Origin of the sequence: Parabacteroides sp. AF17-3 (assembly GCF_003635445.1) — a bacterium.
GTDB lineage: Bacteria > Bacteroidota > Bacteroidia > Bacteroidales > Tannerellaceae > Parabacteroides > Parabacteroides goldsteinii.
This window is the reverse complement of record NZ_QTMM01000006.1, coordinates 25,863-52,823: the sequence shown is the minus strand read 5'-3', so window position 1 is coordinate 52,823 and position 26,961 is coordinate 25,863. Positions and strand designations below refer to the sequence as shown.

The 26,961-nt window shown below is 51.0% G+C and carries 35 protein-coding genes; 21 read left to right on the top strand and 14 right to left on the bottom strand.

Going from position 1 to position 26,961, the window contains the following annotated elements; genetic code table 11:
- Nucleotides 1-116: 116 nt before the first annotated feature.
- The 4 genes from mobC to DWW91_RS28015 all read right to left on the bottom strand — a co-directional run bounded on the left by mobC (nucleotide 117) and on the right by DWW91_RS28015 (nucleotide 4,366).
- Complete coding sequence (mobC, locus tag DWW91_RS09350; RefSeq protein ID WP_004291482.1) at nucleotides 117-2,135, bottom strand: conjugal transfer protein MobC; 2,019 nt, start codon at nucleotides 2,133-2,135, stop codon at nucleotides 117-119.
- Between the two features lie 30 nt (nucleotides 2,136-2,165).
- Nucleotides 2,166-3,413, bottom strand: coding sequence for a conjugal transfer protein MobB (gene mobB / locus DWW91_RS09345; RefSeq protein WP_004291483.1), 1,248 nt, complete (start codon nucleotides 3,411-3,413; stop codon nucleotides 2,166-2,168).
- Nucleotides 3,392-3,820 (bottom strand): conjugal transfer protein MobA, encoded by a 429-nt coding sequence (gene mobA / locus DWW91_RS09340; RefSeq protein ID WP_004291488.1) that lies wholly within the window; start codon nucleotides 3,818-3,820, stop codon nucleotides 3,392-3,394. The genes mobB and mobA overlap by 22 nt, the downstream gene beginning before the upstream one ends.
- Before the next feature lie 381 nt (nucleotides 3,821-4,201).
- Nucleotides 4,202-4,366 (bottom strand): hypothetical protein, encoded by a 165-nt coding sequence (locus DWW91_RS28015; RefSeq protein WP_196029218.1) that lies wholly within the window; start codon nucleotides 4,364-4,366, stop codon nucleotides 4,202-4,204.
- Between DWW91_RS28015 and DWW91_RS09325 the strand changes: the two genes are divergently transcribed.
- From DWW91_RS09325 to DWW91_RS28375, 19 genes are all read left to right on the top strand, one after another.
- Complete coding sequence (locus DWW91_RS09325; RefSeq protein ID WP_005783105.1) at nucleotides 4,365-5,291, top strand: ParA family protein; 927 nt, start codon at nucleotides 4,365-4,367, stop codon at nucleotides 5,289-5,291. The two genes, DWW91_RS28015 and DWW91_RS09325, sit on opposite strands and share 2 nt — an antisense overlap.
- Before the next feature lie 2 nt (nucleotides 5,292-5,293).
- Complete coding sequence (locus tag DWW91_RS09320; RefSeq protein WP_004291503.1) at nucleotides 5,294-5,734, top strand: DUF3408 domain-containing protein; 441 nt, start codon at nucleotides 5,294-5,296, stop codon at nucleotides 5,732-5,734.
- A gap of 2 nt (nucleotides 5,735-5,736) precedes the next feature.
- Nucleotides 5,737-6,090: a DUF3408 domain-containing protein gene (locus tag DWW91_RS09315; protein WP_004291505.1), complete on the top strand. Its 354-nt coding sequence runs from the start codon at nucleotides 5,737-5,739 to the stop codon at nucleotides 6,088-6,090.
- Nucleotides 6,091-6,106: 16 nt separating this feature from the next.
- Entirely contained in the window at nucleotides 6,107-6,835 is a 729-nt protein-coding gene (locus DWW91_RS09310; protein WP_004304280.1) for a hypothetical protein, read from the top strand.
- 201 nt (nucleotides 6,836-7,036) lie between these two features.
- Complete coding sequence (locus DWW91_RS09305) at nucleotides 7,037-7,354, top strand: DUF4134 domain-containing protein (protein WP_002560983.1); 318 nt, start codon at nucleotides 7,037-7,039, stop codon at nucleotides 7,352-7,354.
- Nucleotides 7,355-7,364: 10 nt separating this feature from the next.
- The gene (locus DWW91_RS09300; protein WP_004291514.1) at nucleotides 7,365-7,697 is read left to right on the top strand and encodes a DUF4133 domain-containing protein; all 333 of its coding nucleotides are present in this window, start codon (nucleotides 7,365-7,367) and stop codon (nucleotides 7,695-7,697) included.
- Nucleotides 7,694-10,198 carry a TraG family conjugative transposon ATPase gene (locus DWW91_RS09295; RefSeq protein ID WP_004291515.1) on the top strand — a complete coding sequence of 835 codons (2,505 nt, stop codon included), beginning with the start codon at nucleotides 7,694-7,696 and terminating at the stop codon, nucleotides 10,196-10,198. Before DWW91_RS09300 ends, DWW91_RS09295 begins: the two co-directional genes overlap by 4 nt.
- Nucleotides 10,199-10,238: 40 nt before the next feature.
- Entirely contained in the window at nucleotides 10,239-10,619 is a 381-nt protein-coding gene (locus DWW91_RS09290; protein WP_004291516.1) for a DUF3876 domain-containing protein, read from the top strand.
- 23 nt (nucleotides 10,620-10,642) lie between these two features.
- Nucleotides 10,643-11,272, top strand: a complete 630-nt coding sequence (locus DWW91_RS09285; RefSeq protein ID WP_004304283.1) for a DUF4141 domain-containing protein — start codon at nucleotides 10,643-10,645, stop codon at nucleotides 11,270-11,272.
- 3 nt (nucleotides 11,273-11,275) lie between these two features.
- Entirely contained in the window at nucleotides 11,276-12,280 is a 1,005-nt protein-coding gene (traJ, locus tag DWW91_RS09280) for a conjugative transposon protein TraJ (RefSeq protein WP_004291518.1), read from the top strand.
- Nucleotides 12,281-12,311: 31 nt separating this feature from the next.
- A complete protein-coding gene (gene traK / locus DWW91_RS09275; RefSeq protein WP_004291519.1) occupies nucleotides 12,312-12,935 on the top strand; it encodes a conjugative transposon protein TraK in 624 nt (207 codons plus the stop codon).
- A 6-nt stretch (nucleotides 12,936-12,941) separates the two neighbouring features.
- A complete protein-coding gene (locus tag DWW91_RS27825) occupies nucleotides 12,942-13,250 on the top strand; it encodes a TraL conjugative transposon family protein (protein ID WP_004291520.1) in 309 nt (102 codons plus the stop codon).
- Entirely contained in the window at nucleotides 13,231-14,583 is a 1,353-nt protein-coding gene (traM, locus tag DWW91_RS09270) for a conjugative transposon protein TraM (protein ID WP_004291521.1), read from the top strand. Before DWW91_RS27825 ends, traM begins: the two co-directional genes overlap by 20 nt.
- A 34-nt stretch (nucleotides 14,584-14,617) precedes the next feature.
- Complete coding sequence (gene traN, locus DWW91_RS09265) at nucleotides 14,618-15,604, top strand: conjugative transposon protein TraN (RefSeq protein ID WP_004291522.1); 987 nt, start codon at nucleotides 14,618-14,620, stop codon at nucleotides 15,602-15,604.
- 2 nt (nucleotides 15,605-15,606) lie between these two features.
- Nucleotides 15,607-16,182, top strand: coding sequence for a conjugal transfer protein TraO (locus tag DWW91_RS09260; protein ID WP_004291523.1), 576 nt, complete (start codon nucleotides 15,607-15,609; stop codon nucleotides 16,180-16,182).
- 7 nt (nucleotides 16,183-16,189) lie between these two features.
- A complete protein-coding gene (locus DWW91_RS09255) occupies nucleotides 16,190-17,092 on the top strand; it encodes a toprim domain-containing protein (RefSeq protein ID WP_004291524.1) in 903 nt (300 codons plus the stop codon).
- A complete protein-coding gene (locus DWW91_RS09250) occupies nucleotides 17,089-17,592 on the top strand; it encodes a DUF3872 domain-containing protein (protein ID WP_004291525.1) in 504 nt (167 codons plus the stop codon). The genes DWW91_RS09255 and DWW91_RS09250 overlap by 4 nt, the downstream gene beginning before the upstream one ends.
- Nucleotides 17,589-18,116, top strand: a complete 528-nt coding sequence (locus tag DWW91_RS09245; protein WP_004291526.1) for a hypothetical protein — start codon at nucleotides 17,589-17,591, stop codon at nucleotides 18,114-18,116. The genes DWW91_RS09250 and DWW91_RS09245 overlap by 4 nt, the downstream gene beginning before the upstream one ends.
- A gap of 64 nt (nucleotides 18,117-18,180) precedes the next feature.
- Nucleotides 18,181-18,570 (top strand): hypothetical protein, encoded by a 390-nt coding sequence (locus tag DWW91_RS28375; RefSeq protein ID WP_004291527.1) that lies wholly within the window; start codon nucleotides 18,181-18,183, stop codon nucleotides 18,568-18,570.
- Between the two features lie 33 nt (nucleotides 18,571-18,603).
- Here DWW91_RS28375 and DWW91_RS09235 read toward each other — a convergent pair whose 3' ends face one another.
- From DWW91_RS09235 to DWW91_RS09190, 9 genes are all read right to left on the bottom strand, one after another.
- Entirely contained in the window at nucleotides 18,604-18,912 is a 309-nt protein-coding gene (locus DWW91_RS09235) for a hypothetical protein (protein ID WP_004304290.1), read from the bottom strand.
- A gap of 53 nt (nucleotides 18,913-18,965) precedes the next feature.
- Nucleotides 18,966-19,268 (bottom strand): hypothetical protein, encoded by a 303-nt coding sequence (locus DWW91_RS09230; protein ID WP_005783104.1) that lies wholly within the window; start codon nucleotides 19,266-19,268, stop codon nucleotides 18,966-18,968.
- A complete protein-coding gene (locus DWW91_RS09225; RefSeq protein WP_004304291.1) occupies nucleotides 19,208-19,441 on the bottom strand; it encodes a DUF3873 domain-containing protein in 234 nt (77 codons plus the stop codon). The genes DWW91_RS09230 and DWW91_RS09225 overlap by 61 nt, the downstream gene beginning before the upstream one ends.
- Before the next feature lie 19 nt (nucleotides 19,442-19,460).
- A complete protein-coding gene (locus DWW91_RS09220) occupies nucleotides 19,461-19,718 on the bottom strand; it encodes a hypothetical protein (protein ID WP_004291531.1) in 258 nt (85 codons plus the stop codon).
- Nucleotides 19,719-19,742: 24 nt separating this feature from the next.
- The gene (locus DWW91_RS09215; protein WP_004291532.1) at nucleotides 19,743-21,074 is read right to left on the bottom strand and encodes a PcfJ domain-containing protein; all 1,332 of its coding nucleotides are present in this window, start codon (nucleotides 21,072-21,074) and stop codon (nucleotides 19,743-19,745) included.
- Nucleotides 21,071-21,487 carry a PcfK-like family protein gene (locus DWW91_RS09210; RefSeq protein ID WP_004291533.1) on the bottom strand — a complete coding sequence of 139 codons (417 nt, stop codon included), beginning with the start codon at nucleotides 21,485-21,487 and terminating at the stop codon, nucleotides 21,071-21,073. The genes DWW91_RS09215 and DWW91_RS09210 overlap by 4 nt, the downstream gene beginning before the upstream one ends.
- 13 nt (nucleotides 21,488-21,500) lie before the next feature.
- Nucleotides 21,501-21,722 carry a hypothetical protein gene (locus DWW91_RS09205; RefSeq protein WP_004291534.1) on the bottom strand — a complete coding sequence of 74 codons (222 nt, stop codon included), beginning with the start codon at nucleotides 21,720-21,722 and terminating at the stop codon, nucleotides 21,501-21,503.
- Nucleotides 21,723-21,733: 11 nt separating this feature from the next.
- Nucleotides 21,734-21,949: a hypothetical protein gene (locus tag DWW91_RS09200; RefSeq protein ID WP_004291535.1), complete on the bottom strand. Its 216-nt coding sequence runs from the start codon at nucleotides 21,947-21,949 to the stop codon at nucleotides 21,734-21,736.
- 161 nt (nucleotides 21,950-22,110) lie between these two features.
- The gene (locus DWW91_RS09190; RefSeq protein WP_004291538.1) at nucleotides 22,111-22,521 is read right to left on the bottom strand and encodes a hypothetical protein; all 411 of its coding nucleotides are present in this window, start codon (nucleotides 22,519-22,521) and stop codon (nucleotides 22,111-22,113) included.
- Between the two features lie 106 nt (nucleotides 22,522-22,627).
- Here DWW91_RS09190 and DWW91_RS28370 point away from each other — a divergent pair, with 106 nt between their 5' ends.
- Nucleotides 22,628-22,840 (top strand): hypothetical protein, encoded by a 213-nt coding sequence (locus DWW91_RS28370; protein WP_007567577.1) that lies wholly within the window; start codon nucleotides 22,628-22,630, stop codon nucleotides 22,838-22,840.
- Nucleotides 22,841-23,113: 273 nt separating this feature from the next.
- Nucleotides 23,114-24,601, top strand: coding sequence for an ammonia-forming cytochrome c nitrite reductase (gene nrfA / locus DWW91_RS09180; protein WP_122327547.1), 1,488 nt, complete (start codon nucleotides 23,114-23,116; stop codon nucleotides 24,599-24,601).
- On the opposite strand, the gene DWW91_RS09175 is transcribed toward nrfA, so the two are convergent.
- On the bottom strand, nucleotides 24,573-26,855 hold the full coding sequence (locus DWW91_RS09175; protein ID WP_122327546.1) for a sensor histidine kinase: 2,283 nt from the start codon (nucleotides 26,853-26,855) through the stop codon (nucleotides 24,573-24,575). The two genes, nrfA and DWW91_RS09175, sit on opposite strands and share 29 nt — an antisense overlap.
- Between the last annotated feature and the right edge of the window lie 106 nt (nucleotides 26,856-26,961).

Here is a 26,961-nt window from a genome sequence, read left to right as displayed (position 1 = left end):
GTCCGAATTTTACGATTTTACCCGTCAGAACTGAAGTGCCCCCCAAAAAAATTGTATCCAACTTTTGGGGGTCACTTCAAACTTCGATAGGGATAATTTTCAATTTTGGGGACTTGTTAGACAGTCTCATTATCTGGTAGCAGTTTACACAGCACCGGATCGTTTTTGATACGCTCCAGTTCCTCCTGCACAATCTGCTTCACCTCTTCCTTGATGCGCCGGTAGTTCGCCTGCACCGTTTCCTTCATGCGGTCGTTGCCGTCCTCGTCCGTGAAGTTTGTAATGACGGGAATTTTCTTGTAGGCACTTTCTTCCCGTTTCACCTTTTCGGCATCCACCACAATCTCGCAATGAAAAATCTTCTGCTCGATACGCTCGTTGAAGTTGTCGGATACAGAACCGACAAACATTCCCTGCGTAAGCCCGGAAATCTTACTCGGTGGAATGAGCGCGTCCATCTGCGTGTTGATGGAGGTGGAAACATCCTGCCGGTTGATGGAGATGGACTGCCGTTTCTGCAACACCTTACCGAACCGCTCGGAGAGCGTCTTGGCTGTTTCCCCCACCACCTGACCGGAGAAAATATTGCCGACAGTGTTCATCACCACTTTCGCCTCTTTGTCCCCGTAGTCACGCACTAACTGGCTGAAATCCTGAAAGCCCAGACACACGGCAACCTTGTTGCTTCGGGCGGTAGCTATAAGATTGTCCAACCCTTTGAAGTATATTGTGGGCAACTCGTCGATGATGACCGATGACTTCAGCATCCCCTTCTTGTTGATGAGCTTCACGATACGGGAATTATACAGACCGAGTGCCGCACCGTAGATATTCTGACGGTCGGGATTGTTACCCACGCAGAGGATTTTCGGCTCTTCGGGATTGTTGATGTCCAGCGTAAACTCGCTGTCTGACATCACCCAGTAGAGCTGCGGTGAAATCATCCTCGAAAGCGGGATTTTTGCCGACGCTATCTGACCCATGAGCTGCTCCGCAGCCCCTCCAAGCCACGCATCCATGAACGGCGAAAGGTAGTTCTCCAGCTCCGGATAAGAGGTCAGTATCGGAAATATATCCTCGTAACGGCGGTTCAGAAACTCGATAGCATGGGGAAACGTGCAAAACTTCCCGTTCTGATAGATTTTGAGATACCAGATAATACTGGCAAACAGAATGATAGGTGACTCCACGAAGAAGTCGCCCTGCTTTTGCACCCACGTTTTATTGAGGTTGAGCATTATTGTGTAGGCACTCTCATAGGCATCCGTAATATCTTCCATAAAATCCGGGTGAATGGGATTGCACCGATGAGAGCGTCGCGGGTCGTCGAAGTTGATCACATAGAACTTCGGCTTTACCTTGTAGCCGTCCGGGTGGTTCAGCAAATGGTTGTAGGCAATAGTAGATAGGTCGGGATACTTGAAATCGTAGATGTATTGACTAAAGCCCTTTTCAATCTGTTGCTTGATAAAATTGTTTACCACGGCATAGGACTTGCCGCTGCCCGGCGTACCCAACACGATGGACGCACGGAAGGGATTAACTACATTGATCCAACCGTTGTTCCAGCGTTTCCTGTAATAGAAACGTGTCGGCAGATTGACCGAATACTCGCTTTCGATAAGCCTCGTTTCCTGCATGAAACTCTCGTTCTCGTTGTTGAAAACATCCTCCATCAAATTGTGTTTCAACAGGCGGCTCATCCACAGACCACCCATCAACAGGCAGACATAGCCCGTTCCAATGGTAAGGACATACAGTCCCGTCACCGCTTCAAGCGGCAGCGGCAGGGGCAGCAACCACCAGTTCAGGAAAAACAGCACGAACCCGACGGCAAATGCTGTCCAGATTCTCCCCCAAGTGATTTTCTCACCCTTGACACCCTTCGTACCCAGACAGGACAAGGCAAGCAAAAGGACGGAAAACAGCTTCGTGTAGAGAATGGAATGGAACAGCCCCGCCGTGCGGTCGAAGTTCAGAAGGATTTTGTCCACCACGCCGATGTTCACGCCCCACAGCCGGATGGCTTCGTAGCAGAACCAGTACACGTTCATGACCACTAAAATGATACTCACGGCACGCAGAAAATCCATGATTTTCGCCAATGCCCTCAAATCGTCTTCTTGTTGTGACATACATTGATTTTTTAATTGTTGATACTCTGATTACATACCCAAGCCCTTGCGTTTTTTCTTCTTTTTGCGCTTCATCGCCCGGATGAAAGCCTCTTCCTCGGCATCTACCGCCGGACCTTCGGGAGTGAGCAAGCCCATACCGCCCGATATATCTTCACTGTCGTAGGCGGTCTGCCCGTGTGCCTTGTCCGCAGCATCCACAGGGATGGATAGCGGTATCGGCGGTTGTCCGGCGTATGGCAGGGTGAAGTGTTCCTGCAAGGCATTCGCCGAAAGCTCCTTACCCATGCGCGAACCGTTCAGCACGCATCCCGTGCGGTGGTCGATGAAGGTAGCCCCATAGATGCGCCCTTCCTCTGTGTAGCGCAGTACGGTGTCGATGCCCTTCTCTTTGAGTTGGGATACAAATTTGTCCTTGTCATAAGTGCCTTGCAGCACGGAAAGGACGGTGCGTTTCGTCATGTCTGCCAGTTTCCTATCCTTGATTTCCGATTTGGAACGGACAAACTTCTTCTGTACGGCTTCATAGCCTGCGGACTTCCCGAAAAGCGAGGATTTGAACGGGTTGCCCACCTTGTTACCCTTGTCGTCCGTGACGGAATAGACCAGCCCGTGATACTCCCGTCCGCGCACGTTGCCCCTCGCTTCCTCCACCGTCATATTATATAAGGAAAGGAGCGCACGGTATTCGCCCATCGTCTGGAAACGGTACTGCCCATTCAGAGCCTTCACGGTGTTGCCTACCTGCTTCTTCACATCACCTGCCGATGCGGCCACCTTGCGCAACGGATTATCCAATCTCTGATTTTTACGTTCTGCCGGATGCAATCCGTACTTCTGTTCCAGTTCCCTGCGGATACGGTCGCTGCGGCGGTAGAGAAAATCCCGGTTGAGCCTTTTCCCGTTCTCGTCCACGTTGACCGTCACGATGTGCAGGTGGTGGCGGTCGATGTCCTCGTGCTTGAATACAAGATAAGGCTGGTTTCCGAAACCGAGTTTTTCCAGATACTCGCGGGCGATATTCTGCAACTCAATATCGGTCAGCACATCCTCCGGGTGCGGGTTGAGAGAGATATGCACCACCGGCTTCTCGATCTTCATCTGCGGTGGCAGGAAGGTGAGAAAACCCTCCATCGCCTTGCCTATGTCCACCGTTCCCGAACCGTCATTGTAGATGCGGTTGGTGGTGAGAAGCCGCCCCTGCGCCTCGTTAATCTTCTCCCCGTTGTAGGCAATCGCGCCGTACAACGAACTTCCTACACTGATTTTTGCGACCATTTTGCCTCCATTTCCCTTGAAAGTTCCACAATCCGGCGGCTCAGTTTCACGAGTTCGACGGTGTGTTGCTCTAATTTGTAGAGCAACGCCATCGCCTTTTTCTCTGAAAAATGCAGCCTCAGTTCCTTCACGACTTGGTTGTAATTCGTACCCACGGCACGGAATTGTGCATGAAAATCCGACAGTTTGGTGTAATAGTCCACCAACGTCTTGTCCACCTTCAGCACCTTGAACGGTTGCCCGAAGAAGTGCGCTTTGAGGAAAACAGACCGTGCATAGACACCCGATTTTCCGAACATGGCGAGGAAACGGTTGTGTTCCTCCTCGTTGAAACGGACGGTGTACCGGTACACCGCCGGATCAAGTTTGGGATTTCTCCCTGATTTGCTTTTCCTTTTCTCTTTCATATTACTTTGGATTTAGCGGATTGACGGCATAAGCCGCCGCTTCGGATTACAGCACCGCAGTTCTGAAAGGCTTCCCGACTTCGGAGGGAAAGCCCGCCCCCTGCAAGGGCAAGTGCTTTTCGTGGCTGCTCAAAATATTTTGAGCGGCTGAAAAGACATCTTGCTATGTTCAGGTGAACATAAAAATCCGTCAGGGGACGGATTGGGAAAATACCTTTCAGGACTCCGGGCCGCGCGTCATCGGCGAACCCTGCTGTCCGGGTGCAAAGTTACGCCCTTAAAGCGGTATCGGACAGATGCTTGACCCGGTCAATGACTGCTAACCGGCGCAACGTGCCGCCACTTGCCGGAGAAGTGATACAGGTTCCAAAATATACTTGTTTATTTGCAGCATGATTCAAGAAACGAACGATTTGAAGATATGATAAACGGAACATTCAAATACCCGGAAATCCGCTTCTTCGGATACTTGCCGAAACGGATACCCGAACCGTCGGAAACCCGGTTCTCCGACAATTCGGTGACGTATGGATTCAATGACTTCATGACGCAATGTCGTCAATCACCATTTGTCCGACGCACCGCTTCACCACAGAACCGGATACGCGACGACCCGCCTGCGTGTGTAGTCACGGAAGCGGATGGTGCGACAGCCAAATCCGTATGGAAACAGAAAAACAAATCATCAACAATTAAAATAAATGGAACTATGAGTAAGGAAATCTTCGTTGCATTCGCAACACAGAAAGGTGGCATCGGCAAATCCACTGTCACGGCACTTGCCGCCAGCTACCTGCACAACGTGAAAGGCTACAATGTCGCCGTCGTGGACTGCGACGACCCGCAGCACAGCATCCACGGGCTGCGCGAACACGAAATGGGGCTTATCGACAGCAGCACCTACTTCAAGGCTCTCGCTTGCGACCATTTCCGCCGGATCAAAAAGAACGCCTACACCATCGTCAAAAGCAATGCGGTGAACGCCCTCGACGATGCCGAGAGGATGATTGCCACTGAGGACGTGAAACCCGACGTGGTGTTCTTCGACATGCCCGGCACACTCCGAAGCAACGGCGTGATAAAGACGCTCTCGCAGATGGACTACATTTTCACTCCGCTGAGTGCCGACCGCTTTGTCGTGGAGAGTACCCTGAAATTCGTCACGATGTTCCGCGACAGGCTGATGACTACCGGACAGGCGAAAACAAAGGGGCTGCATCTGTTCTGGACGATGGTGGACGGCAGGGAGAGGAACGACTTGTACGGCATCTACGAGGAAGTGATAGCCGAAATGGGCTTTCCGGTACTTTCCACCCGCTTGCCCGACAGCAAGAAGTTCCGCCGTGACCTTTCGGAAGAGCGCAAGAGCGTTTTCCGCTCCACCATCTTCCCGATGGACACGGCACTGCTGAAAGGGAGTGGCATCCGGGAGTTTTCCGAAGAGATAAGCGACATCATCAGACCGCAGTGAGCATGGGCAGCAGGAAAGTGAACACGGAAGGCATCGACGAGGAACTGCTGTTAGCCTCCATCGGGCGGCGCACACAGGACGGGACACTGCGCCCCGCACAGGAAGTACCCGCAGCTGCACCGACCGAAGAGGACACCGCCGCACCGGAACCATCTCCTGTGCAACCCGTAACACGGGAAAAAGCGCAGAGGGAAAGTGGACGCCGGAAAAGGCAGGACGAGGACTACAACGAGCTATTCCTGCGCCGCAACGAGATAAAGACCCGCCAATGTGTCTATATCAGCCGTGACGTCCACGGCAAGATCCTCAGAATCGTGAACGACATCGCCGGAGGGGAAATCTCAGTAGGCGGATATGTGGATACCGTGCTGCGCCAGCATCTGGAACAGCACAAGGAGAGAATCAACGAACTGTACAAGAAACAACGTGAAGATCTGATTTGAAAATGGAAAAAGAAATGACACCGAATGAAAAAAGACCACAGCAAGACTGCGGAGGTATGTTTACCCAAGTGCAGGCGAGTGTGGAAATACTGTCGCCTGTCCCGGTAAGCGGCAAATGCAGTGAGAAGGACTATGAACGCCTGTTCATCCGCGACCCGGAAGTAAAGGCACGTGAGGGGAAGATGGCGTATGTGCGCCCGGAGTACCACGAGCGTATCATGCGTATCACCCGTGTAATCGGGCATGACCGGCTTACGCTGTCCGCTTACATCGACCATGTGCTGACGCACCACTTCAACCAGTGCGAAGATGCGATAAAGAGCCTTTATGCCCGAAATTACAATTCAGTATTCTAACCAAAAACGGAAGGATATGAATTACACAATCAGCATGACAGACATTCTGCTGGCGGTATCGGTCGGCTGCAACCTCTGGTTCCTGTTCCTGCTCCTTTACGAGCGCATCATGGACACGCGGATTGTCCGCTTCTTCAAGGGCATTGTCGGATTATGGCGGTCACTGGACGGGAATGAGGCTAAACGCATAGCGGCACACGAGGAAGTCCCTGCGGAAAAGGCGGACATCATCGGCAAGAGCCGTTTCAGGATGGCATCCACCCGGACAACCGCTGCCATACCGACGCAAGAAGCCGCCACTATTGAAAAAGGCATTGAGCTGTCGGAGGAAGAGGCTACTTTTGACGACGGAAAAACGGGAAACGCATCCCGCCCGGCACAAGTCCCGGAGGAAAAACTCGATGAGACCTTCACGAGCATACCGCCGGAGGAACTGGGATACGGGGACGACGAACCGGAAGAGGACGCCTCGGACACGCCACGGGCTTCGGGCAGCAGCTTTGACGAGATTGACGACGCCTGCAAGACCGCCAAAAACCCGGACGCGACACAGGCGGAACGTGAAAAGGCGGCTAAGGTGTTCACCGACATGGAGGGCACGGAGTTGTACGAGAAAATGATGGAAGGCTCTTCGGAGATAGGCATCCGCATCAAGGGGCTTATCGAGATTCGGCTGAAGAAATCTGAAAAGGAGTTCGTCGTGCCGGACAACATCGAGGAGTTCGACATTCGCAACTATGTATGACAACAATAAAAGAAATGAACATGAAAGAATGACATCAACCCACGCGGCGAGGAAACGCAAGGCGCATCCCCATCCGCAACGGACACGCCCACGTCCGTGGAAACAAACGGGCATCCACTAAAACCAAAGTAAAGAAACAAAGTATCAACCGCCCGACAAAGGACCATCCACCCTTTTGACGGCAAAAAACAAGAACAGTTTATGAACAAGAACATCTTGAAAAACAGAAAAGCAATCCTCTCCGCGGCACTTGTCATCGCCGCAACCGCCTCCGCTTTCGCGCAGGGAAACGGCATCGCGGGCATCAACGAAGCCACCTCTATGGTGAGTTCTTATTTCGACCCCGGAACTAAACTGATATACGCCATCGGTGCAGTCGTCGGGCTTATCGGGGGCGTAAAAGTGTACGGCAAGTTTTCATCGGGCGACCCCGACACCAGCAAGACAGCCGCCTCGTGGTTCGGCGCGTGCATCTTCCTGATTGTTGCCGCCACCATCCTGCGCTCATTCTTCCTTTAATAAATAATGTATGGCTGAATACCCAATCAACAAGGGTATCGGCCGTCCGGTAGAGTTCAAGGGCTTGAAGGCACAGTACCTCTTCATCTTCTGCGGAGGTCTGCTGGCTCTCTTCGTCCTGTTCGTCATCCTCTACATGGTCGGTATCGACCAGTGGATATGTATCGGCTTCGGCGCGGCATCGTCCTCCCTCCTTGTATGGCAGACCTTCGCGCTGAACGCCCGGTACGGTGAACACGGGCTGATGAAATTAGGAGCGGCACGGAGCCATCCCCGATACCTTATCAACCGGCGGCGGATAACCCGTCTGTTCAAACGACAACGAAAGGAAGAAAGACAATGAGGAATACATCGAAAATGACAACACTGGAAAACAGGTTCCCACTTTTAGCGGTGGAGCATGGCTGCATCATCTCAAAGGACGCCGACATCACGGTGGCTTTCGAGGTGGAACTACCGGAACTTTACACCGTGACGGGTGCGGAGTACGAGGCGATACACAGTTGCTGGTGCAAGGCTATCAAGGTGCTGCCGGACTACTCCGTCGTCCACAAACAGGACTGGTTCATCAAGGAACGCTACAAACCGGAGCTTCAGAAGGACGACATGAGCTTTTTAAGCCGCTCTTTCGAGCGTCACTTCAACGAGCGTCCGTACCTGAAACACACCTGCTACCTCTACCTGACCAAGACAACAAAGGAGCGTAACCGGATGCAGAGCAATTTCAGCACGCTGTGCCGGGGACATATCATCCCGAAGGAGCTGGACAGGGAAACCACGACCAAGTTCTTGGAAGCCTGCGAACAGTTCGAGCGCATCATGAACGACAGCGGGCTTGTCAGGCTGCGCCGCCTCTCCACCGATGAGATTGTGGGTACTGAGGGAAAGACGGGACTTATTGAACGCTACTTCTCGCTCATGCCGGAAGGTGACACCACCTTGCAGGACATCGAGCTTTCGGCAAGGGAGATGCGCATCGGCGACAACCGCCTGTGTCTGCACACCCTCTCCGACGCGGAAGACCTGCCGGGCAAGGTGGCTACCGACACCCGTTACGAGAAGCTCTCCACCGACCGGAGTGACTGCCGACTGTCATTCGCCTCCCCGGTGGGGCTTCTGCTCTCCTGCAACCATATCTACAACCAGTATGTGCTGATAGACAACAGTGAGGAAACCTTGCAGAAGTTCGAGAAGTCCGCCCGTAACATGCAGTCGCTATCTCGCTATTCAAGGAGCAACAGCATCAACCGCGAGTGGATAGACCAATACCTGAACGAAGCCCATTCCTACGGACTGACCTCGGTACGGGCACACTTCAACGTCATGGCGTGGAGCGACGATGCGGAGGAACTGAAGCATATCAAGAACGACGTGGGCAGCCAGTTGGCAAGCATGGAATGCGTGCCGCGCCACAACACCATCGACTGCCCGACACTCTACTGGGCGGCGATACCCGGCAATGCGGCGGACTTCCCGGCGGAAGAGAGTTTCCACACCTTCATCGAACAGGCGGTGTGCCTGTTCACAGAGGAAACCAACTACCGCAGCTCGCTCTCGCCCTTCGGCATCAAGATGGTGGACAGGCTCACGGGAAAACCGCTGCACCTTGACATCTCCGACCTGCCCATGAAGCGAGGTATCACGACCAACCGCAACAAGTTCGTGCTGGGTCCTTCGGGCAGCGGCAAGTCTTTCTTCATGAACCACCTCGTGCGCCAATATTATGAGCAAGGCGCACATGTGGTATTGGTGGACACGGGAAACTCCTATCAGGGCTTGTGCGGCATGATCCGACGCAAGACAGGCGGAGCGGACGGTGTGTATTTCACCTACACGGAAGATAAGCCCATCAGCTTCAACCCGTTCTACACCGACGATTACATCTTCGACGTGGAGAAGAAGGACAGCATCAAGACCCTGTTGCTGACGCTCTGGAAGTCGGAGGACGACAAGGTGACAAAGACGGAGAGCGGCGAGCTGGGCAGTGCCGTGAGTGCCTATATTGAGCGCATCCAATCCGACCGTAGCATCGTGCCGTCGTTCAACACCTTCTACGAGTATATGCGTGACGACTACCGCAAGGAACTGGCACAGCGTGACATCAAGGTGGAGAAGTCCGACTTCAACATCGACAACATGCTCACCACCATGCGGCAGTATTACCGGGGCGGGCGTTACGATTTCCTGCTCAACTCCACGGAGAACATCGACCTGCTCGGCAAGCGGTTCATCGTCTTCGAGATAGATTCGATTAAAGAAAACCGCGAACTGTTCCCCGTCGTGACCATCATCATCATGGAAGCCTTCATCAACAAGATGCGGCGGCTGAAAGGCGTGCGGAAACAGCTTATCGTGGAAGAGGCTTGGAAGGCCCTCTCATCGGCGAACATGGCTGAATATCTGCGCTATATGTATAAGACGGTCAGAAAATATTACGGCGAGGCAATCGTGGTGACGCAGGAGGTGGACGACATTATCAGTTCTCCGGTGGTCAAAGAGAGCATTATCAACAACTCGGATTGTAAAATCCTGCTTGACCAAAGGAAATATATGAACAAGTTCGACCAGATACAGGCGTTGCTCGGACTGACGGAAAAGGAGAAGTCGCAGATACTCTCCATCAACATGGCGAACAACCCTTCACGGCTCTACAAGGAGGTGTGGATAGGCTTGGGCGGCACGCAGTCGGCGGTCTATGCCACGGAGGTCAGCGCGGAAGAGTATCTGGCGTACACCACCGAGGAAACGGAAAAAGTGGAGGTTTACCGTCTGGCGGAGAAGCTGGGCGACGACATCGAAGCCGCCATCCGGCAGCTTGCCGAAAGGCGGAGAAACAAGGAATAACTAAAAAACAGAATGTATCAACCAAAAAAGAAAAACGCGTATGAATTTACCAAAAGTGAAAATGCTGCAAGTCAGCAAGTGCCTTATCGGATTGGCGGTCATGATGCTGCAATCCTGCGACGTGGCCGACAACCGCCGCGACATGCTGTGCGGGAACTGGGAGAGCGTGGAGGGAAAACCTGACGTGCTTATCTACAAGGAGGGCGAAGCCTACAAAGTGACGGTGTTCCGTCGTAGCGGTCTGCGCCGCAAGCTCAAGCCGGAAACCTATCTCTTGCAGGAGGAGAACGGCAACCTGTTCATGAACACCGGCTTCCGCATCGACGTGTCCTACAACGAGGCCACGGATGTGCTGACTTTCTCGCCAAACGGGGACTATGTGCGGGTGAAGCCGCAGCCGGGACATCCGACCGAAGAATAACAACCACTAAAATCCAAAGTAACATGAGAACAAGAATAACAATGATTATCTGCCTGTGCCTGCTTTTCGCGGGCAGGGCAAGCGCACAGTGGGTCGTAAGCGATCCGGGCAATCTAGCGCAGGGCATCATCAATGCCTCCAAAAACATCATCCATACCTCCAAGACCGCCACGAACATGGTGAGCAACTTTCAGGAGACGGTGAAAATCTATCAGCAGGGCAAGAAGTATTACGATGCCCTCAAATCGGTGAACAATCTGGTCAAGGACGCCCGCAAGGTGCAGCAGACCATCCTGATGGTGGGCGACATCACAGACATCTATGTGAACAGTTTCCAACGGATGCTCCGTGACGGGAATTTCAGACCCGAAGAGCTTTCCGCAATCGCTTTCGGCTACACGAAACTGCTGGAGGAAAGCAACGAAGTGTTGACGGAACTCAGGAACGTGGTGAACATCACCACGCTCTCCATGACCGACAAGGAGCGCATGGACGTGGTGGAACGCTGCCACTCGAAGATGAAGCGTTACCGCAACCTCGTGAGCTACTACACGAACAAGAACATCTCCGTGAGTTACCTGCGTGCGAAAAAGAAGAACGACCTCGACCGCATCATGGGGCTGTACGGGAACATGAACGAAAGATACTGGTAGCCTATGAAGTTCGACAACCTTCATCAGATTTTACGTTCACTTTATGAGCAGATGATGCCGCTGTGTGGGGACATGGCTGGTGTGGCGAAAGGCATCGCCGGGCTGGGTGCGCTGTTCTACGTCGCCTACCGGGTATGGCAGTCGCTGGCGAGAGCTGAACCGATAGACGTATTCCCGATGCTCCGTCCTTTTGCCATCGGTCTGTGCATCATGTTCTTCCCGACTGTGGTGCTGGGCACGATAAACAGCATCCTCTCACCCGTCGTACAGGGCACGGCAAAGATGCTGGAGGCGGAAACGCTGGACATGAACCGATACCGGGAGCAGAAGGACAAACTGGAATACGAGGCGATGGTACGCAACCCCGAAACCGCCTACCTCGTGTCCAACGAGGAATTTGACAAGCAACTGGAGGAACTCGGCTGGTCGCCCTCCGACATGGTGACGATGGCGGGAATGTATATCGACCGGGGAATGTACAACATGAAGAAGAGCATCCGCGACTTCTTCCGCGAGATACTCGAACTGCTGTTCCAAGCCGCCGCCCTCGTGATAGACACCGTCCGCACCTTCTTTCTCGTGGTGCTGGCGATTCTCGGTCCGATAGCCTTCGCCCTGTCGGTATGGGACGGTTTCCAAAACACGCTCACGCAGTGGATATGCCGCTATATACAGGTCTATCTGTGGCTACCGGTATCGGACATGTTCAGCACCATACTGGCGAAGATACAGGTTCTGATGCTGCAAAACGACATCGAGCGGATGCAGGCAGACCCGAACTTCTCGCTGGATTCGAGCGACGGGGTGTATATCGTATTCCTCTGCATCGGCATCATCGGCTACTTTACCATTCCCACCGTTGCGGGCTGGATTATCCAAGCCGGAGGCATGGGCGGTTACGGTCGCAACGTGAACCAGATGGCGGGACGAGCCGGAAGCATGGCGGGCAGCGTGGCGGGTGCAGCCGCAGGAAACGCAGTCGGACGTGTCGGCAAATTGCTGAAATAATCAATGTGCAATCATAAATTGGAAAATATAAATGGAATTCAAATCACTTAGAAACATCGAATCGTCGTTCAGGCAGATACGCCTGTTCGGTATCGTCTTCCTCTCGCTGTGCGCCGTGGTGACGGTGTGGAGCGTGTGGAACTCCTACCGTTTCGCAGAGAAGCAACGGGAGAAAATCTATGTGCTGGACAACGGCAAGAGCCTGATGCTCGCCTTGTCTCAGGATTTGTCGCAGAACCGCCCGGCGGAGGCACGGGAACATGTGCGCCGTTTCCACGAGATGTTCTTCACGCTATCACCTGAAAAAAGCGCGATTGAACACAACGTGAAACGTGCCTTGCTGCTGGCGGACAAGAGCGTGTACCACTATTATTCGGACTTCGCGGAGAAGGGGTACTACAACCGCATCATCGCCGGGAACATCAACCAAGTGCTGAAGGTGGACAGCGTGGTGTGCGACTTCAACGCCTATCCCTACCGTGCCGTGACCTACGCCACACAGAAAATCATCCGGCAGAGCAACGTCACCGAGCGCAGCCTCGTGACCACCTGCCGCCTGCTGAACGCATCGCGGTCGGATGACAACCCGAACGGTTTTACCATCGAGGGTTTCACCATCATTGAGAACAAGGATTTACAGACTATCAAACGGTAACAGGACATGAAAAGTATCAGAAAATCAATGTGGGGCATGTATTGGAAACTCCACGACAAACGGAAACGCTTGGCGGCAAGTCTCAAAGGGTATCTGGACGGCTTGCCGCCGGAAACACGCCGCCGCATCGTGCTGGGGATGTTCGCCGCCTTCGCGGTGCTTGCCCTTTACACCTTCGGCAGAGCCGTCTATGACATCGGCAGGAACGACGGCTCACATATGGAAACGGGACACGCCGGACGGGTGGAACTGCCGACCCCGGCGGAAACAGGCAATCACTTAACACCTTATTTATATGGAACAGACAAAGAATGAACCGACGAAAGAGAACAAAGCTGCTCCCGAAACGGGGAAACCGAAAAAGGAGCGCGAACCGCTGACAGAGGCGCAACGGCTGAAACGGCAGAAGATGATCGTGCTGCCCGCTATGGTGTTGGTGTTCATCGGGGCGATGTGGCTGATATTCGCCCCGTCCTCCGGCAAGGAGCAACCGCCGGGAACGGACGGATACAACACCGAGATGCCCGACGCTGACAAGGCGAACCGGCAGATTATCGGCGACAAGCTGAAAGCCTACGAGCATGGGGAGATGGAAGAGCGTCAGGAGAGCCGCAACCGTGCCATCGGGCAGCTGGGCGACATGTTCGACCGCGAGATAGCGGGAACGGAGAACGGAGTGGACTTCGACCTCGCCAATCCGGGCGGCAAGGAAGAAAGGGCAAAGCCAGCCACGCCGCAGACCATCCAGTCCTCCGCAGCCGCCTACCGTGACCTGAACGCCACGCTCGGAAACTTCTACGACCAGCCGAAAAACGACAATGCGGAGATGGACGAATTGTTGGAGCGCATCGCATCGCTGGAGTCGGAACTGGAAAGCGAGAGGGGCAAGGCTTCCTCTATGGACGAGCAGGTGGCTCTTATGGAGAAGTCCTACGAGCTGGCGGCAAAGTACATGGGCGGTCAGAACGGAGGACAGCCATCGGCGGAACAGAGGGCAGAGCCAACTACCGTGCAGAAAGGGAAGAAGAACAAGGCAATGCCTATCAGACAGGTGGAGCATCAAGTAGTTTCTTCACTCTCACAGCCTATGAGTAACGCGGAGTTTGTCGCCGCCTTATCGCAGGAACGCAACCGGGGTTTCAACACGGCTGTCGGCACGGCGGAGGTATTGGACAGGAACACCATACCGGCGTGCGTGCATGGGGCGCAGAGCGTGACGGACGGGCAGACGGTAAGGCTGCGCCTGCTGGAGCCTATGGCGGTGGCAGGCAGGACAATACCCCGGGGTGCGGTGGTGGTCGGCACGGGCAAGATACAGGGTGAGCGGCTCGACATCGAGATTACCTCGCTGGAATACGACGGCACGATTATCCCCGTGGAGCTTGCGGTCTATGACACGGACGGACAGCCCGGCATCTTCATCCCGAACTCGATGGAGATGAACGCCGTCCGGGAGGTCGCCGCCAACATGGGCGGCTCGCTGGGAAGCAGCATCAACATCTCCACCAATGCCGGGGCGCAGCTCGCCTCCGACTTGGGCAAGGGGCTGATACAAGGCACGAGCCAGTACATCGCCAAAAAGATGCGAACCGTCAAGGTGCATCTGAAAGCCGGGTACAGGGTCATGCTTTACCAAGAAAAATATTGAAAACAATAAAAATTACCACTAAAATCCAAAAGTAATGAGAAAAGTAATCATCATGTTTGCCCTCGCTATGGGCATCATAACTGCCAACGCGCAGGAGAATGTAACCGTTGAAACGACCAACGGAAGTGAACAACCGACCTTGACGAAGGAGGTCTATCCGCAGAAGGAGGCGGACGGCGACCTATATCACGGGCTGTCACGCAAGCTGACCTTCGACCGCATGATACCGCCGCACGGTCTGGAAGTGACCTACGACAAGACCGTCCACGTCATTTTTCCGGCGGAGGTGCGCTATGTCGATTTAGGCTCGCCCGACCTGATTGCCGGGAAAGCCGACGGAGCGGAGAACATCATCCGTGTGAAGGCTACCGTAAGGAATTTTCCCAACGAAACGAATATGTCCGTCATCACGGAGGACGGCAGTTTCTACACCTTCAACGTGAAGTACGCCGCCGAACCGCTGTTGCTCAACGTGGAGATGTGCGACTTCATCCATGACGGCAGCACGGTGAACCGCCCGAACAACGCGCAGGAAATCTATCTGAAAGAGCTGGGCAGCGAAAGCCCGATGCTGGTGCGCCTTATCATGAAGTCCATCCACAAACAGAACAAGCGCGAGGTGAAGCATATCGGCTGCAAGCGTTTCGGCATCCAATACCTGTTGAAAGGCATCTACACGCACAACGGCTTGCTTTATTTCCACACGGAGATAAAGAACCAGAGCAACGTGCCTTTCGATGTGGACTACATCACTTGGAAAATCGTGGACAAGAAGGTTGCGAAGCGTACTGCCGTGCAGGAGCAGATTATTCTGCCGCTCCGCGCGCAGAACTACGCCACCCTCGTGCCGGGCAAAAAGAGCGAGCGCACGGTCTTCACGATGGCGAAGTTCACCATCCCCGATGACAAGTGCCTCGTGGTGGAATTGAACGAGAAGAACGGCGGCCGTCACCAGTCCTTCGTGATTGAGAACGAGGATTTGGTACGCGCGGGTACCATCAACGAACTTCAAGTACGCTGACCATGAGAAAGTACATCGCAATAATCATCGCGTCGCTTGCCCTTTTTACAGGGCAGGCGCACGCCCAGCGGTGTCTGCCGAAGATGCAGGGCATCGAGGTGAGGGCGGACATGGCGGACGGCTTCAATCTCGGCGGCAAGGACGGCGGGTACAGCTTCGGGGCGGCTCTCTCCACCTACACGAAGAAGGGGAACAAGTGGGTGTTCGGTGGCGAATACCTGTTGAAGAACAATCCCTACAAGGACACCAAGATACCCGTGGCGCAGTTCACGGCGGAGGGCGGCTATTACTTCAAGATACTGTCGGACGCCCGAAAGATTGTTTTCGTCTATGCCGGGGCTTCGGCTCTCGCCGGATATGAGGCGGTAAATTGGGGGAAGAAGGTGCTGCATGACGGCTCCACGCTGCACGACCGGGACGCCTTCATCTACGGCGGTGCGCTGACGCTCGATGTGGAGTGTTACGTGGCAGACCGTATCGCCCTGCTTGCCAACCTGCGGGAGCGTTGCCTTTGGGGTGGCGACACACGGAAGTTCCACACGCAGTTCGGGGTCGGTATCAAGTTCATCATCAACTGACACGGGCATGGAAAGGACGGAAATAGATGCTGTCAGAAGGATGCCGCTTGCGGATTTTCTCGCACGGCTGGGGCATGAGCCTGTCAGAAGGAGCGGTAACGAGCTGTGGTATCTTGCCCCGTACAGGGGCGAGCGCACATCCTCTTTCCGTGTGAACGTGGCGAAACAGCTCTGGTACGACTTCGGTTTGGGCAAGGGCGGCGACATCTTCACGCTTGCCGGGGAGTTTCTGCAAAGCGATGACTTCATGAAGCAAGCGAAGTTCATAGCGGAAGCCGCCAATATGACGGTTGCCGGATGGGAAAAGCCCGTCTATCTCTCGAAGCCGACCGAATCCGTTTTTGAGGATGTGGAGGTCGCTCCGCTGCTCCGCTCACTGCTGACGGAGTATTTAGAGGAACGGGGCATCCCTTACGCCATCGCATCCCGTCACTGCTGCCGCTTGAACTACGGTGTGCGTGGGAAACGGTATTTTGCCGTTGGCTTTCCGAACATGGCAGGTGGCTATGAAGTCAGAAGCCGATATTTCAAGGGTTGCATACCTCCGAAGTCTGTATCACTGGTAAAGGCGAATGACATCCCGGCTGACGAGTGCCTCGTGTTCGAGGGCTTCATGGACTTTCTCTCTGCCGTGACGCTTGGTGTAACCGGTAACGCTGACTGTCTTGTGCTGAACTCAGTCGCCAACGTGGAGAAGGCGGCGGGATTGCTGGACGGATACGGGCGCATCGGCTGCTTCCTCGACCGTGACGAAGCCGGACGGCGGACGCTTGCCGCACTTACCATGCGATACGGGGAACGTGTCACCGACCGTTCCTCCCTCTATGACGGTTGCAAGGACTTGAACGAGTACCTGCAACTGACAACGAAAAAACAGAAAAACAACCATCTAAAAATCGAAGAACAATGAACATACTGAACAACAGAAACAAGAGAACATCAATATTCAAGGCAGTGGCGTTATGCCTGATAGCCGCCATGTCATTCACCCTCGTGTCATGTGACGATGACATGGACATCCAGCAGTCCTATCCCTTCACGGTGGAGGTCATGCCCGTGCCGAACAAGGTAGTAAAGGGGCAGACAGTGGAAATCCGCTGTGAACTGAAAAAGGAGGGCGACTTTTCGGGTACGCTCTATACCATCCGCTATTTCCAGTTCGAGGGGGAAGGCTCGCTCAAAATGGATAACGGCATCACCTTCCTGCCTAACGACCGCTACCTGCTGGAGAACGAAAAATTCCGCCTGTACTACACGGCGGCGGGTGATGAGGCGCATAATTTCATCGTGGTGGTGGAGGATAACTTTAGCAACTCCTACGAACTGGAATTTGACTTCAACAACAGGAATGTAAAGGACGACGATCTTACCATCGTTCCCATCGGCAACTTCAGCCCCTTGTTGAAATGATGCGTGTATTCATGACAATGCTCTGTTCACTTCTGACGGTCTGTTCTGTGTCCGCGCAGATCAGCCGCCAAGAGGGAACGGACGGGCAGGCGGCAATCTACCGACTGCCGCTTATGGAACGTGCTTTTTTATGCTGCCGCTACTTTGAAGGCTGGCACTCAGAAAAACACTACCCATACGTCGGTTGGGGTCACAAACTTTTGCCAAACGAGAAGTATTCGGCACGAACCATGACAAAACGGGATGCGGATGAACTTTTGCGGAAAGACCTGCGCAAATTTGTCGCCATGTTCCGTAAATTCGGGGTTGATTCGATTTTGCTTGGCACGTTAGCTTACAATGTGGGACCGGCGAAGCTGTTAGGCAGCAAAACAATCCCCAAAAGCACCTTAATCAAGAAGCTGGAAGCTGGTGACAGGAACATCTACCGTGAGTATATAGCCTTCTGCAACTACAAAGGAAAACGCCACGCCATGCTGCTCAAACGGAGAAAGGCGGAGTTTGCGCTGTTGTATATCCCATAAAAGGACTGACAAAACTGGCAAAAGACGTGCCATATTTAACTTGGCACGTCTTTTGCTCTATCACTTGATAGATTATCGTAGGATTTTCTCGTTAATTGACATCGTTGAGCCATTTTTGCCTATCGGTTTCCAAATAACACTTCAAGTTGTAAGTGTTGTGAGAGCAATACAAAACATAGTTATTAACCATAAAAAGTATAGCGAAATTATGAAGAAAGTATTTAGGAAAATTCAGAAAGGAACAACAAAAATGATTGAACGTATCAAATCGTTGGGGGAAATGGAGACGAAGCAGAAATGTGTAGTTCAACGGTTCGAGATTATCATTCCCCTCCACCAAAAAATAACGACCCAATATATAGCCTCCGCAAGTTTTACTTGCGGATTTTTTAGTTATCGCAGATTGGACAAAGGTTTCTTTGCTACTTTCTTTGTCCGCCATCATGCTCACTGAAAGAAAGTAGGGCGGCTCTCGCCGCCCCGCCACTCAAAAGCGTGTGTAAAGTCCCGTCACCATCGTGAACATTTCCTCCAGCATATCAAAATAGATACCCTCGTGTACGGCAATGTCCTTTGTCTTGCACTCAAAGGTCTTTTTGCTGAACGTCCTGCGGTAGAAGCGCATATTGTAGAGGTCTGCCCCTTCGTCATAGATGATGTCAAGGCGGTTGGCACTTGTTTTGTTCCTTGCAAGGCTCATCCGTAAGCCGTTGCCCATATCTATGAAATCACGGCTACCTGTCATGGCGGTGAAGCGTTTTCCGCCTATCTGCTGTAATATCGTCTTGGCTATCATATCTTTTGTTTTTAGGGTTTTAAGTATTGGCGGTGCGGACACCGCCATCCCGTTCAAAATTCTCGCATTTCGGAAATGGGGGTCTGCCGTTGTAGCCACTCTTTCACACATTCCATATTGTACTCGCTCGTGATGACTGCCGTATGGCTGTCGGTGGCGGTGAAACGTGTGCTTTCGTAATCATCTATCCACCCCTTGAGGGTGTCCGTTCCCCACGCTCCGGTATCGTCAAAGATACCGTCCAATGCCGTGATAGGTTCGCTGAACTTGACTATCAGCGTTTGATAGGTCGTGTTCATAGTCTGTCCTCCTTTCCCTTCTTTGCGTTCAGCCACTTGTCCCGTGCGGCTCGGCACTCGTCCAACGTGGGTTTGACACAAGAGAACAATTCTCTGTCTATGGGGTGGCGGTAGTCGTACTGCACAAGTGTCCGCCTGCGTCTTCCGATACCCGATTGGAAACGCTCGTATTTCTCCGTACCTGCTTCCGCGCAGGTGCTTACTCCGTTGATGGTCATTCGTGTTGTCATAATGTTGCTTTTTAGATGGTTAAAAATGTACTGACAGAACTCTGTTCTTCATCACCATTTCGGGGTTGCTTGTGTAGCGTTGGTGCAGGTAGAAATGGTGTGAGCCGAAGCCGTAAAGGAAAAACTTGTCAAGTTCGTGCTTCTCGGCAAACTCCTTTACGCTCTTTCTCAATTCCCCCTCACTCGTTGTGAGAGTGAGGAGGTTCACAAATTCAAGGAACATCGTGGGGATTGCATCATCCCACACACAAATCATACTTTCAATTCTTACTTCCATATCAATGTTGTTTTAGGGGTTATGCTATGCCGCTTTCATCCGCTCACGGATAAGGTTGGCGTTCTTGTTCACAAGGTCTATGATGCGCTCGTGATATTCGGTGTCCTGGTTGTGCTTGCCGTGGCACTGCACCACTTCGAGGGTTCGCAAGTCCACCTCTACGGTTTCAATAATCTCATCGCCAATCCTTGCCGATAGTATGAGGGTGTCGGCTTTCTTGTAGTATCCACTGCCAAACACGCAGATGCCCTGCGTCTTGCCCTCGTTGTAATACTCGTCTATGCTTTCAAGCACCTTGACGATTATTTCCTCGTCCGTGATTACCAAGCCGAAGAATTTGGATTTGTTGGCGATGAAATCCTCCGCATCTTTCTTTCGTTGGAGTTGTCGCTGTTGCTCACGCTCACGCCTTTCAATCTCCCAACGGCGTTGCTCTGCGGCTCTTTCCTTCTCGTGTATGGCTTCAATTTTTCGGGTTGCGTTGTCGTGTGCCGCCATGAAATCTTCGGGACAGATGTTCTTCGGGTTACGGAGGTCTTGACCGAGTTTTTTGAGCATACGCAGATAGTCGCACCACATTGAGAGGTTGTCTATCTGATACTTGTGACGCTTGGCAATCAGATATGATGCCCAACATTCATCGGCAGTACGGGTATTGAAAAGAAAGTGTTTCATGACCTCAATCTCACCGCCTTTCATAAGGGTTTCAATTCTTGGGTCTGAAAGCAAGGCTTTGAAAAGACGCACGGGGGAGATGCCGTGGAAATCGCCCTTGAAGCCGTTACGTCTGAGTTGGGGCAATATCCTCATCTTTGGATATGCACAGCTTCTTGCCACCACATCATCGTATAGGCTGTTGTGCGGTCTTACCTCCATATCGCTGCCTAATGCCCACACATCGCAATAGCAGAAAAGGAAGCCACGGAGCAACGCCATGTCCGTAACCTTGCCGTCGGGTGAAATCCAACGCTGCACGACCTCGTGGCAGTAGAAACGCATCGGTTCGCCTTTCCTGCTCTCGCATCTGACCTGCGCCACGCGGATTACCTGATACCCTTTGCAGGTGGTTATCACGCTGAAATTCTGCGTTTCCTTGTAGATGCGTCTGCGTGTGTCCTGCACTTTGAGTTCGGCATGGCATTTGGGGCAGGTGCAGCCTTCAAGGGTGTCGCATAGTCCGCTGTCGCTGTGCCACTCGTGACCGCAGTCGGAACAGGTGATGTTCCCTTTCTTGGTGCGGTAGCCGATATGCTCAACGCAGTGGCGGTATGCCCAATCTATTTGTGTCGCTGATATGGGGCGAAGGTTGGCGGAAAGTCTTGCCACCTCTTTCTGTATCTTGGTCTTCGGTTTCATAAGCCTAAATCAAATAATGAGGGTTGGGGTTGGTTTTCTTTTCTCGCTGACGGTCTGTGGCGGTTCTGCAACTTGCGGAGTTCCTCCTCTTGGTATTTGCGGACAGCGTTCTGACGTGCCTCCGCCTTTTCCTCTGCCGTGAGTTTCACAACGTGGTTCACAACCACTTGGCAGTCCATCGGTTTGCCCACCTCTATCTCGTTTTCCTCATAGTAGTGGATGGCTTGCCCGAATATCTCTCCGTCCGTGAAACCGTTGCAACCGCTTTTCTGCACATAGTTCAGAATGTGGGTCACGCACTCGTCCATGTTCTTGGCAGGGTTGCGGTACTTCTTTGCAAATAGCGCATCTTCCTCCGCACGCTGTTCCAAGTACATATATATCGTTCTCTTGAAATGGTCTGTTCCTTTCATATCGCTGTCATTTTTAGATTATCTGTTTCAGTATCTCTCTCCAATAGGTCGGCTCTACCTCGCTGAGAAGGAAGTCCATGAAATCCCTCCGTGCGTCCTTGTTCAGTTCGTGGTACAATCTTCGGAAAGTTTCAAAATTGCCGTTGATGTACGTTTCCACCATATACACGAAGATGTTGTCCACCTCGTAATATCTGCACTGCTGCGCTGCCGTCTTGCTGTTTCTTTTTGCCATGTCGGTAAGGGTTAAAGGGTGAATAACCAAAGGATGAAGCCAAAGAAGGCAATGGTGGAAAGGATAGCCACGATTACACCTATCGCCACTCGGAACACTCCGTTTACAATCTCTCTGATGATGCCCCAAAGGATGCCGAACACCCCGAAGGCGGTGCGCATCATCAAGCCGCATATCGCCAACCCGATGTGTTGCGCCATTTGTCTGAAATTTGCCGTTGCCGTCATATCTTCGCTGTTTTTGATTTTTTTGTTTTTAATGCGGATTCAAGAGCTGAGGGAGTTGAGTTTCAAACTATCTTATCTGCCTCTCGTTTATCCGACATTTTTTTTATGCGTCTTTCTGTCGCATCGGTCGTTTTCGTTTCGGGTGCTTGAAAAGGTAGGGATTAGGGAATGCAAGGTTTTTCGGTCAAAATACTACCCGCAGGGCTGGAGATTTTTACCGAAAACAGGAGGCTTGACCTTGCTTTCCCGTCCAATCCCGGAATTACCTTTGCGCCCAGAACGAAAATGACTGACTGATGCGGCTTACTGAAAGGCGCAAAATGGAGGTAAACGAAAACAGAGGCAGATTGTGTAGAAAAAAACTTCAGGGGAAAATCCGTAAAAAAAAGAATCACCAAAAGGAAAAAGACATCACCGGAAGCGTGAAAAGGGCAAACCACAACAAAGGAAGTATGATTGTTTCCGATCCGACGGAACTTGTTCAGCCGGGTGGCAACAATCATTCTTCCCGGTTTGTCCGGCTGTGTGTGGGCGCCTGTTTCATTCATGGGGCAGGCTGACACACTCTGCATTCACTTTCCGCTTCCGGCAAAAGAGACAGCGAAAAAAGAAAAATCATTTGAAAACCCGTAAAAGCACCTCTTGGCATAGGCGCAAAAGAAAGGGGCATTGCTTCATCTGTCTAAACATCGTTTAGGCGTGAGGCAATGCCCTTTTCTCCAGCTATGCGGTAGTCGGCACACGTTTGTTCCAAACTCGTTTTGGGCAATGGTGTGCCGACGGACAATACCGCTTTTACGGAAAATTCTTATGAATGAGGGGATAAAAAACGGGAGTTTATATCAAAATCTCGAATTAAATAGCTACTTTTGCATACGAAGAGTTCTTTGAAGGTTACGCAACGCGCAGAAGGATAATGCAGTAGATAACTAACTAAATCGTAACCTATTACTATCAAGAGCAATTAACCTACGCTCATTTCCAATAAATTACACTCTTTTCGTAACTTCATTTTGCAAAAATACAGCTTTATTTTATAGTTATCAAAATTCTCTTGGTCCATAATATCTTTTTACTACATTTGTAATCTAAATCAAACAGCTCAAAAATCAAAGCTTATTAAAGCTATTTGCATATGGATTTTATATAAGCAAATTATATCTGATGAAAAAAACACTAGGTGTAGGGTATTTAAAAGTGTTGCTGCTCGCAACTGTTATAGCCATTTTAATCGTGACTACAGGATATTCTTATGTAAATAGGGGAGAAATCATATTTATCGATGAAGTGGAAAACGGAGGAACGGAAGATCTTCTTCAAACCAATGAACTGGATTTATCGAATTCCTACGAATATAAGAGCTGGAAAAATACGGCGGATACGACTTTCAAAAGTTTGTATAACGGCAATCAGGCCGAAGACATTCTGGCTATGCGGCCCGAAATGGTAATCTTGTGGGCGGGTTATGGTTTTTCAAAAAGTTATTTGTCTCCGAGAGGACATATGTATGCTATTGAAGATCTTTATCATAGTTTGCGTACCGGAGCTCCGCGAAAAGCGAATGAGGGTCCTCAGCCCGCTTCCTGTTGGGCCTGTAAAAGCCTGGATGTTCCACGGCTGATAGACGAAGTGGGTTCGGATGGGTTCTATAAAAAGAAATGGTACGACTGGGGATCGGAAGTGGTCAATCCTGTCGGTTGCGGCGATTGTCATGATCCGGAGAGTATGGATTTGCGTGTTCCGCGTCAGTTCCTGATCGACGCTCTGAAACGGGAAGGCGATCCCATTGAAGATGCTTCTGACCGGAGGATGCGTTCGCTTGTTTGTGCTCAGTGCCATGCGGAGTATTATTTAAAAGGGGAGAATAAAGAGGTTGTTCTTCCCTGGGATTCCGGGTATACTGTCGAAGCTATTGAGAACTACTACGATAAAATAGGTTTTTCCGATTATGTCAATAAACTGAGTAGAACTCCCATGTTGAAAGCCCAGCATCCGGATTTTGAACTGGCTCAGATGGGGATCCATGCCCGCCGGGGCGTTTCCTGCGGTGAGTGCCATATGCCGTATGTCGAGGAAGAGCTCCGGTCATATAATAATCATCATATCCAAAGTCCGTTGGCGATGATCGAAAAAACATGCCAGACCTGTCATCATGAAAGTGCGGAAGTGCTTCGTCAGGACGTATATACCCGGCAGAACAAAGCCATGGAACTGCGTAATAAATTGGAAAAAGAGTTGGTAAAAGCACATATCGAAGCTAAGTTTGCCTGGGATAGAGGTGCGTCGGATAACCAGATGGAGCCCGTGCTCAAACTGCTTCGCCAGGCCCAGTGGCGTTGGGATTTTGCTATCGCTTCCCATGGCGCTGCCTTCCATGCTCCCCAGGAAGTACAACGTATTTTAGGCGATGGCCTGTATAAAACGATGCAAGCACGCTTGGTCATAAAAGACGTACTGAATAAACACGGTTATAATCAAGAAGTACCCATGCCCGATATCTCAACCAAGGAGAAGGCGCAGAAATATATAGGTCTGGATATGAAATCAGAACTGGCTGCCAAAGATGAATTTCTGAAAACCGTTATACCGGAATGGACTAAAGAGGCAAAAGCCAATAAGCGTTTTATTGAGGAGTATAGGGTAGCGAGATAGTAAACTTGCTGCCTTTCCCTTCTTCCGAATCCAACAGGATGGTTCCTTTAAACGTTTTTATAATGCTCAGGCTGATTGCCAGTCCGAGACCGGTTCCTTTGGCAAACTCATCCAGTTTCTGGAAACGTTCGAATACCTGCTTTATCTTATCTTTGGGAATACCTTTTCCCGTATCTTCGACCGACAGAAGGATATGTTCGGTGTCGTATTCGTATTTGACTTTGATATATCCGTGAGTGGTAAATTTTGTCGCATTGTTAATGAAATTAGTAACTACCTGGGTCAGTCTGAAACGGTCTGTGTTGATAATGGCCGGAATCTCCGGAACTTCTTTGAGCAATTCTACTCCCTGAGGCATCAGTACGCGATGTGTATTGAAGATATCTTCCACCAATTGATTCAGATCGCAGTCTGCATAGGTAAAGGATATTTGTCCGGACTCGATGCGCGACAGGTCCAGAATGTCGCTGATCAGTTTGAGAAGCAAGTCGTTATTCGTGTTTATCAGGCCGATAAACTCATTTTTTTCATCCTGCTCCAGTTCCATATCCGAACTCAGCAGTTGGGAGAAGCCGACGATGGCGTTGAGCGGTGTACGTATCTCATGGCTCATATTGGCCAGGAAGGCCGATTTCATCTTATCGGATTCTTCCGCCTTTTTCAGGGCCTTGGTCAGATTGATTTCTGTTTCCTTGATTTGCTGAATATTAAGGCAGAGGCCGTTTACTTCGACGGAATAATCATTGCCGGCAGTCTTTATGTTGGTGTTCTGGGCATACCGGAATTCCCACCACTGATGACCTTGTCCGTTAAAATCATATCTTCTTCTGGTTATCTGACGGGAGGGGAAACCATGATCCAGCTTATATCTGTTTAATTGAAAATCAGCCTGTTCGTCCTGGTGGATAGCCTTGCTGAAACGTTCCGCACTGATGGGTTCTTCTGGCATATTCAGATAATGATAAAACTCTTTGTCAAAATAGAAGGTTCCGTTTTTATACCGGAATGTGAAAATGTTACCGCTCTCCAAAGCGAAAGAGAGAAATTCCTTCTCATGTTTCAGATTTTCCTGCACCTCTTTTTTATGGGCAGCCTCTCTCTTATACAACATTCGCTGGTAAATGATAATAATTATCAATATAATTCCCAGCAAAACTGCTATACATATAATATAGAACTGGTAACGGATATAAAAGGGGATATTTACGATCTCGCTGTCTATCGGCAGTTTGTTGAGACTGATCCCCCATTGGTCGAGTATTTTATAATCGAATATGTACTTTTTGCCTGCCTCCGTAATTTGTGGAAAGTTACTTACCGGAGCCCCGTTCAGTATATCGGCAATACGGTTGGCGGCCAGGGTTGTTTGTTCTTGCTGTGTCGTGACATATCCTCCGATTACACCATAATTATAACCGACCATTTCGTTGAGGACCGAAAAACCGGGGAAAGAACTGAAACGTCCCAAAGAGAGGGTCAGATAATCTCTTTTGATTGCCAGATAGGCCTTGTTATAATAGTTCTCGCCTAACCCTTTGATCAACGAACGGGTCGATTTTCCGTTGATCGTGCTTATGTACATGGCGTCCGGTATTATTTTTTTGTTTTTGGAGATGGAGGTACCGCGTTTTCCGGATAAGCGTATTTTGTCCGGGGAGAAAATATTGTTTGTTTTGCAGATATCTTTGATCTGTTCATCCATGTCTGCCAGGATGATTTTGTCTGCATAGATATCGTCGGTAACCCGCACAACAATACATTTTCCTATGAGTTGTTCTATCAGTTCTATATTGGTTCTGTAATCCGGTTTGTCACGGAAGCCTGTTATGTTGGACTGTTTTTGAATGAATGGCATGTTCGGGTAGTTCGCTCCGGTAAAGACGATCGGAGTCGTTTTAACGGAAGGATGGTCGCAGGTCAGTAAGGCATTCAGGGCCGGATCGTCACAGGTCAGGATGATATCCGGATTCCAGGATGATAACCTGTTCAGTTCCTCATATATAGTCAGTTTTTGTTTTTTCTCCGTTTTCTTGGTTCCGTCCAGATAAAGGGTATGGACCTCTGCATGTATGTCTCTTTTCCGTAATTGTTCGGCAAAGATATTTTTCATGTTCTTATATGCAGGGAGGCCGGCTTCGTAAGACTGGATGATTAATATGTGTTTATGAGGCGTTGTCTGGTTGCATGAGCTATTTAGAATAAAAAATAGGACAAGTATGAGTATATATTGCACTGATAGAATCCTGTTAGACATTACATTATGAATGATTAAGTAAATATTTTATCCCTAGTGTGTTTGTATTTTTTGATATTCAGTAAGAATTACGCCTCTAAATTAGGCTGAATTTTTATATTGGACA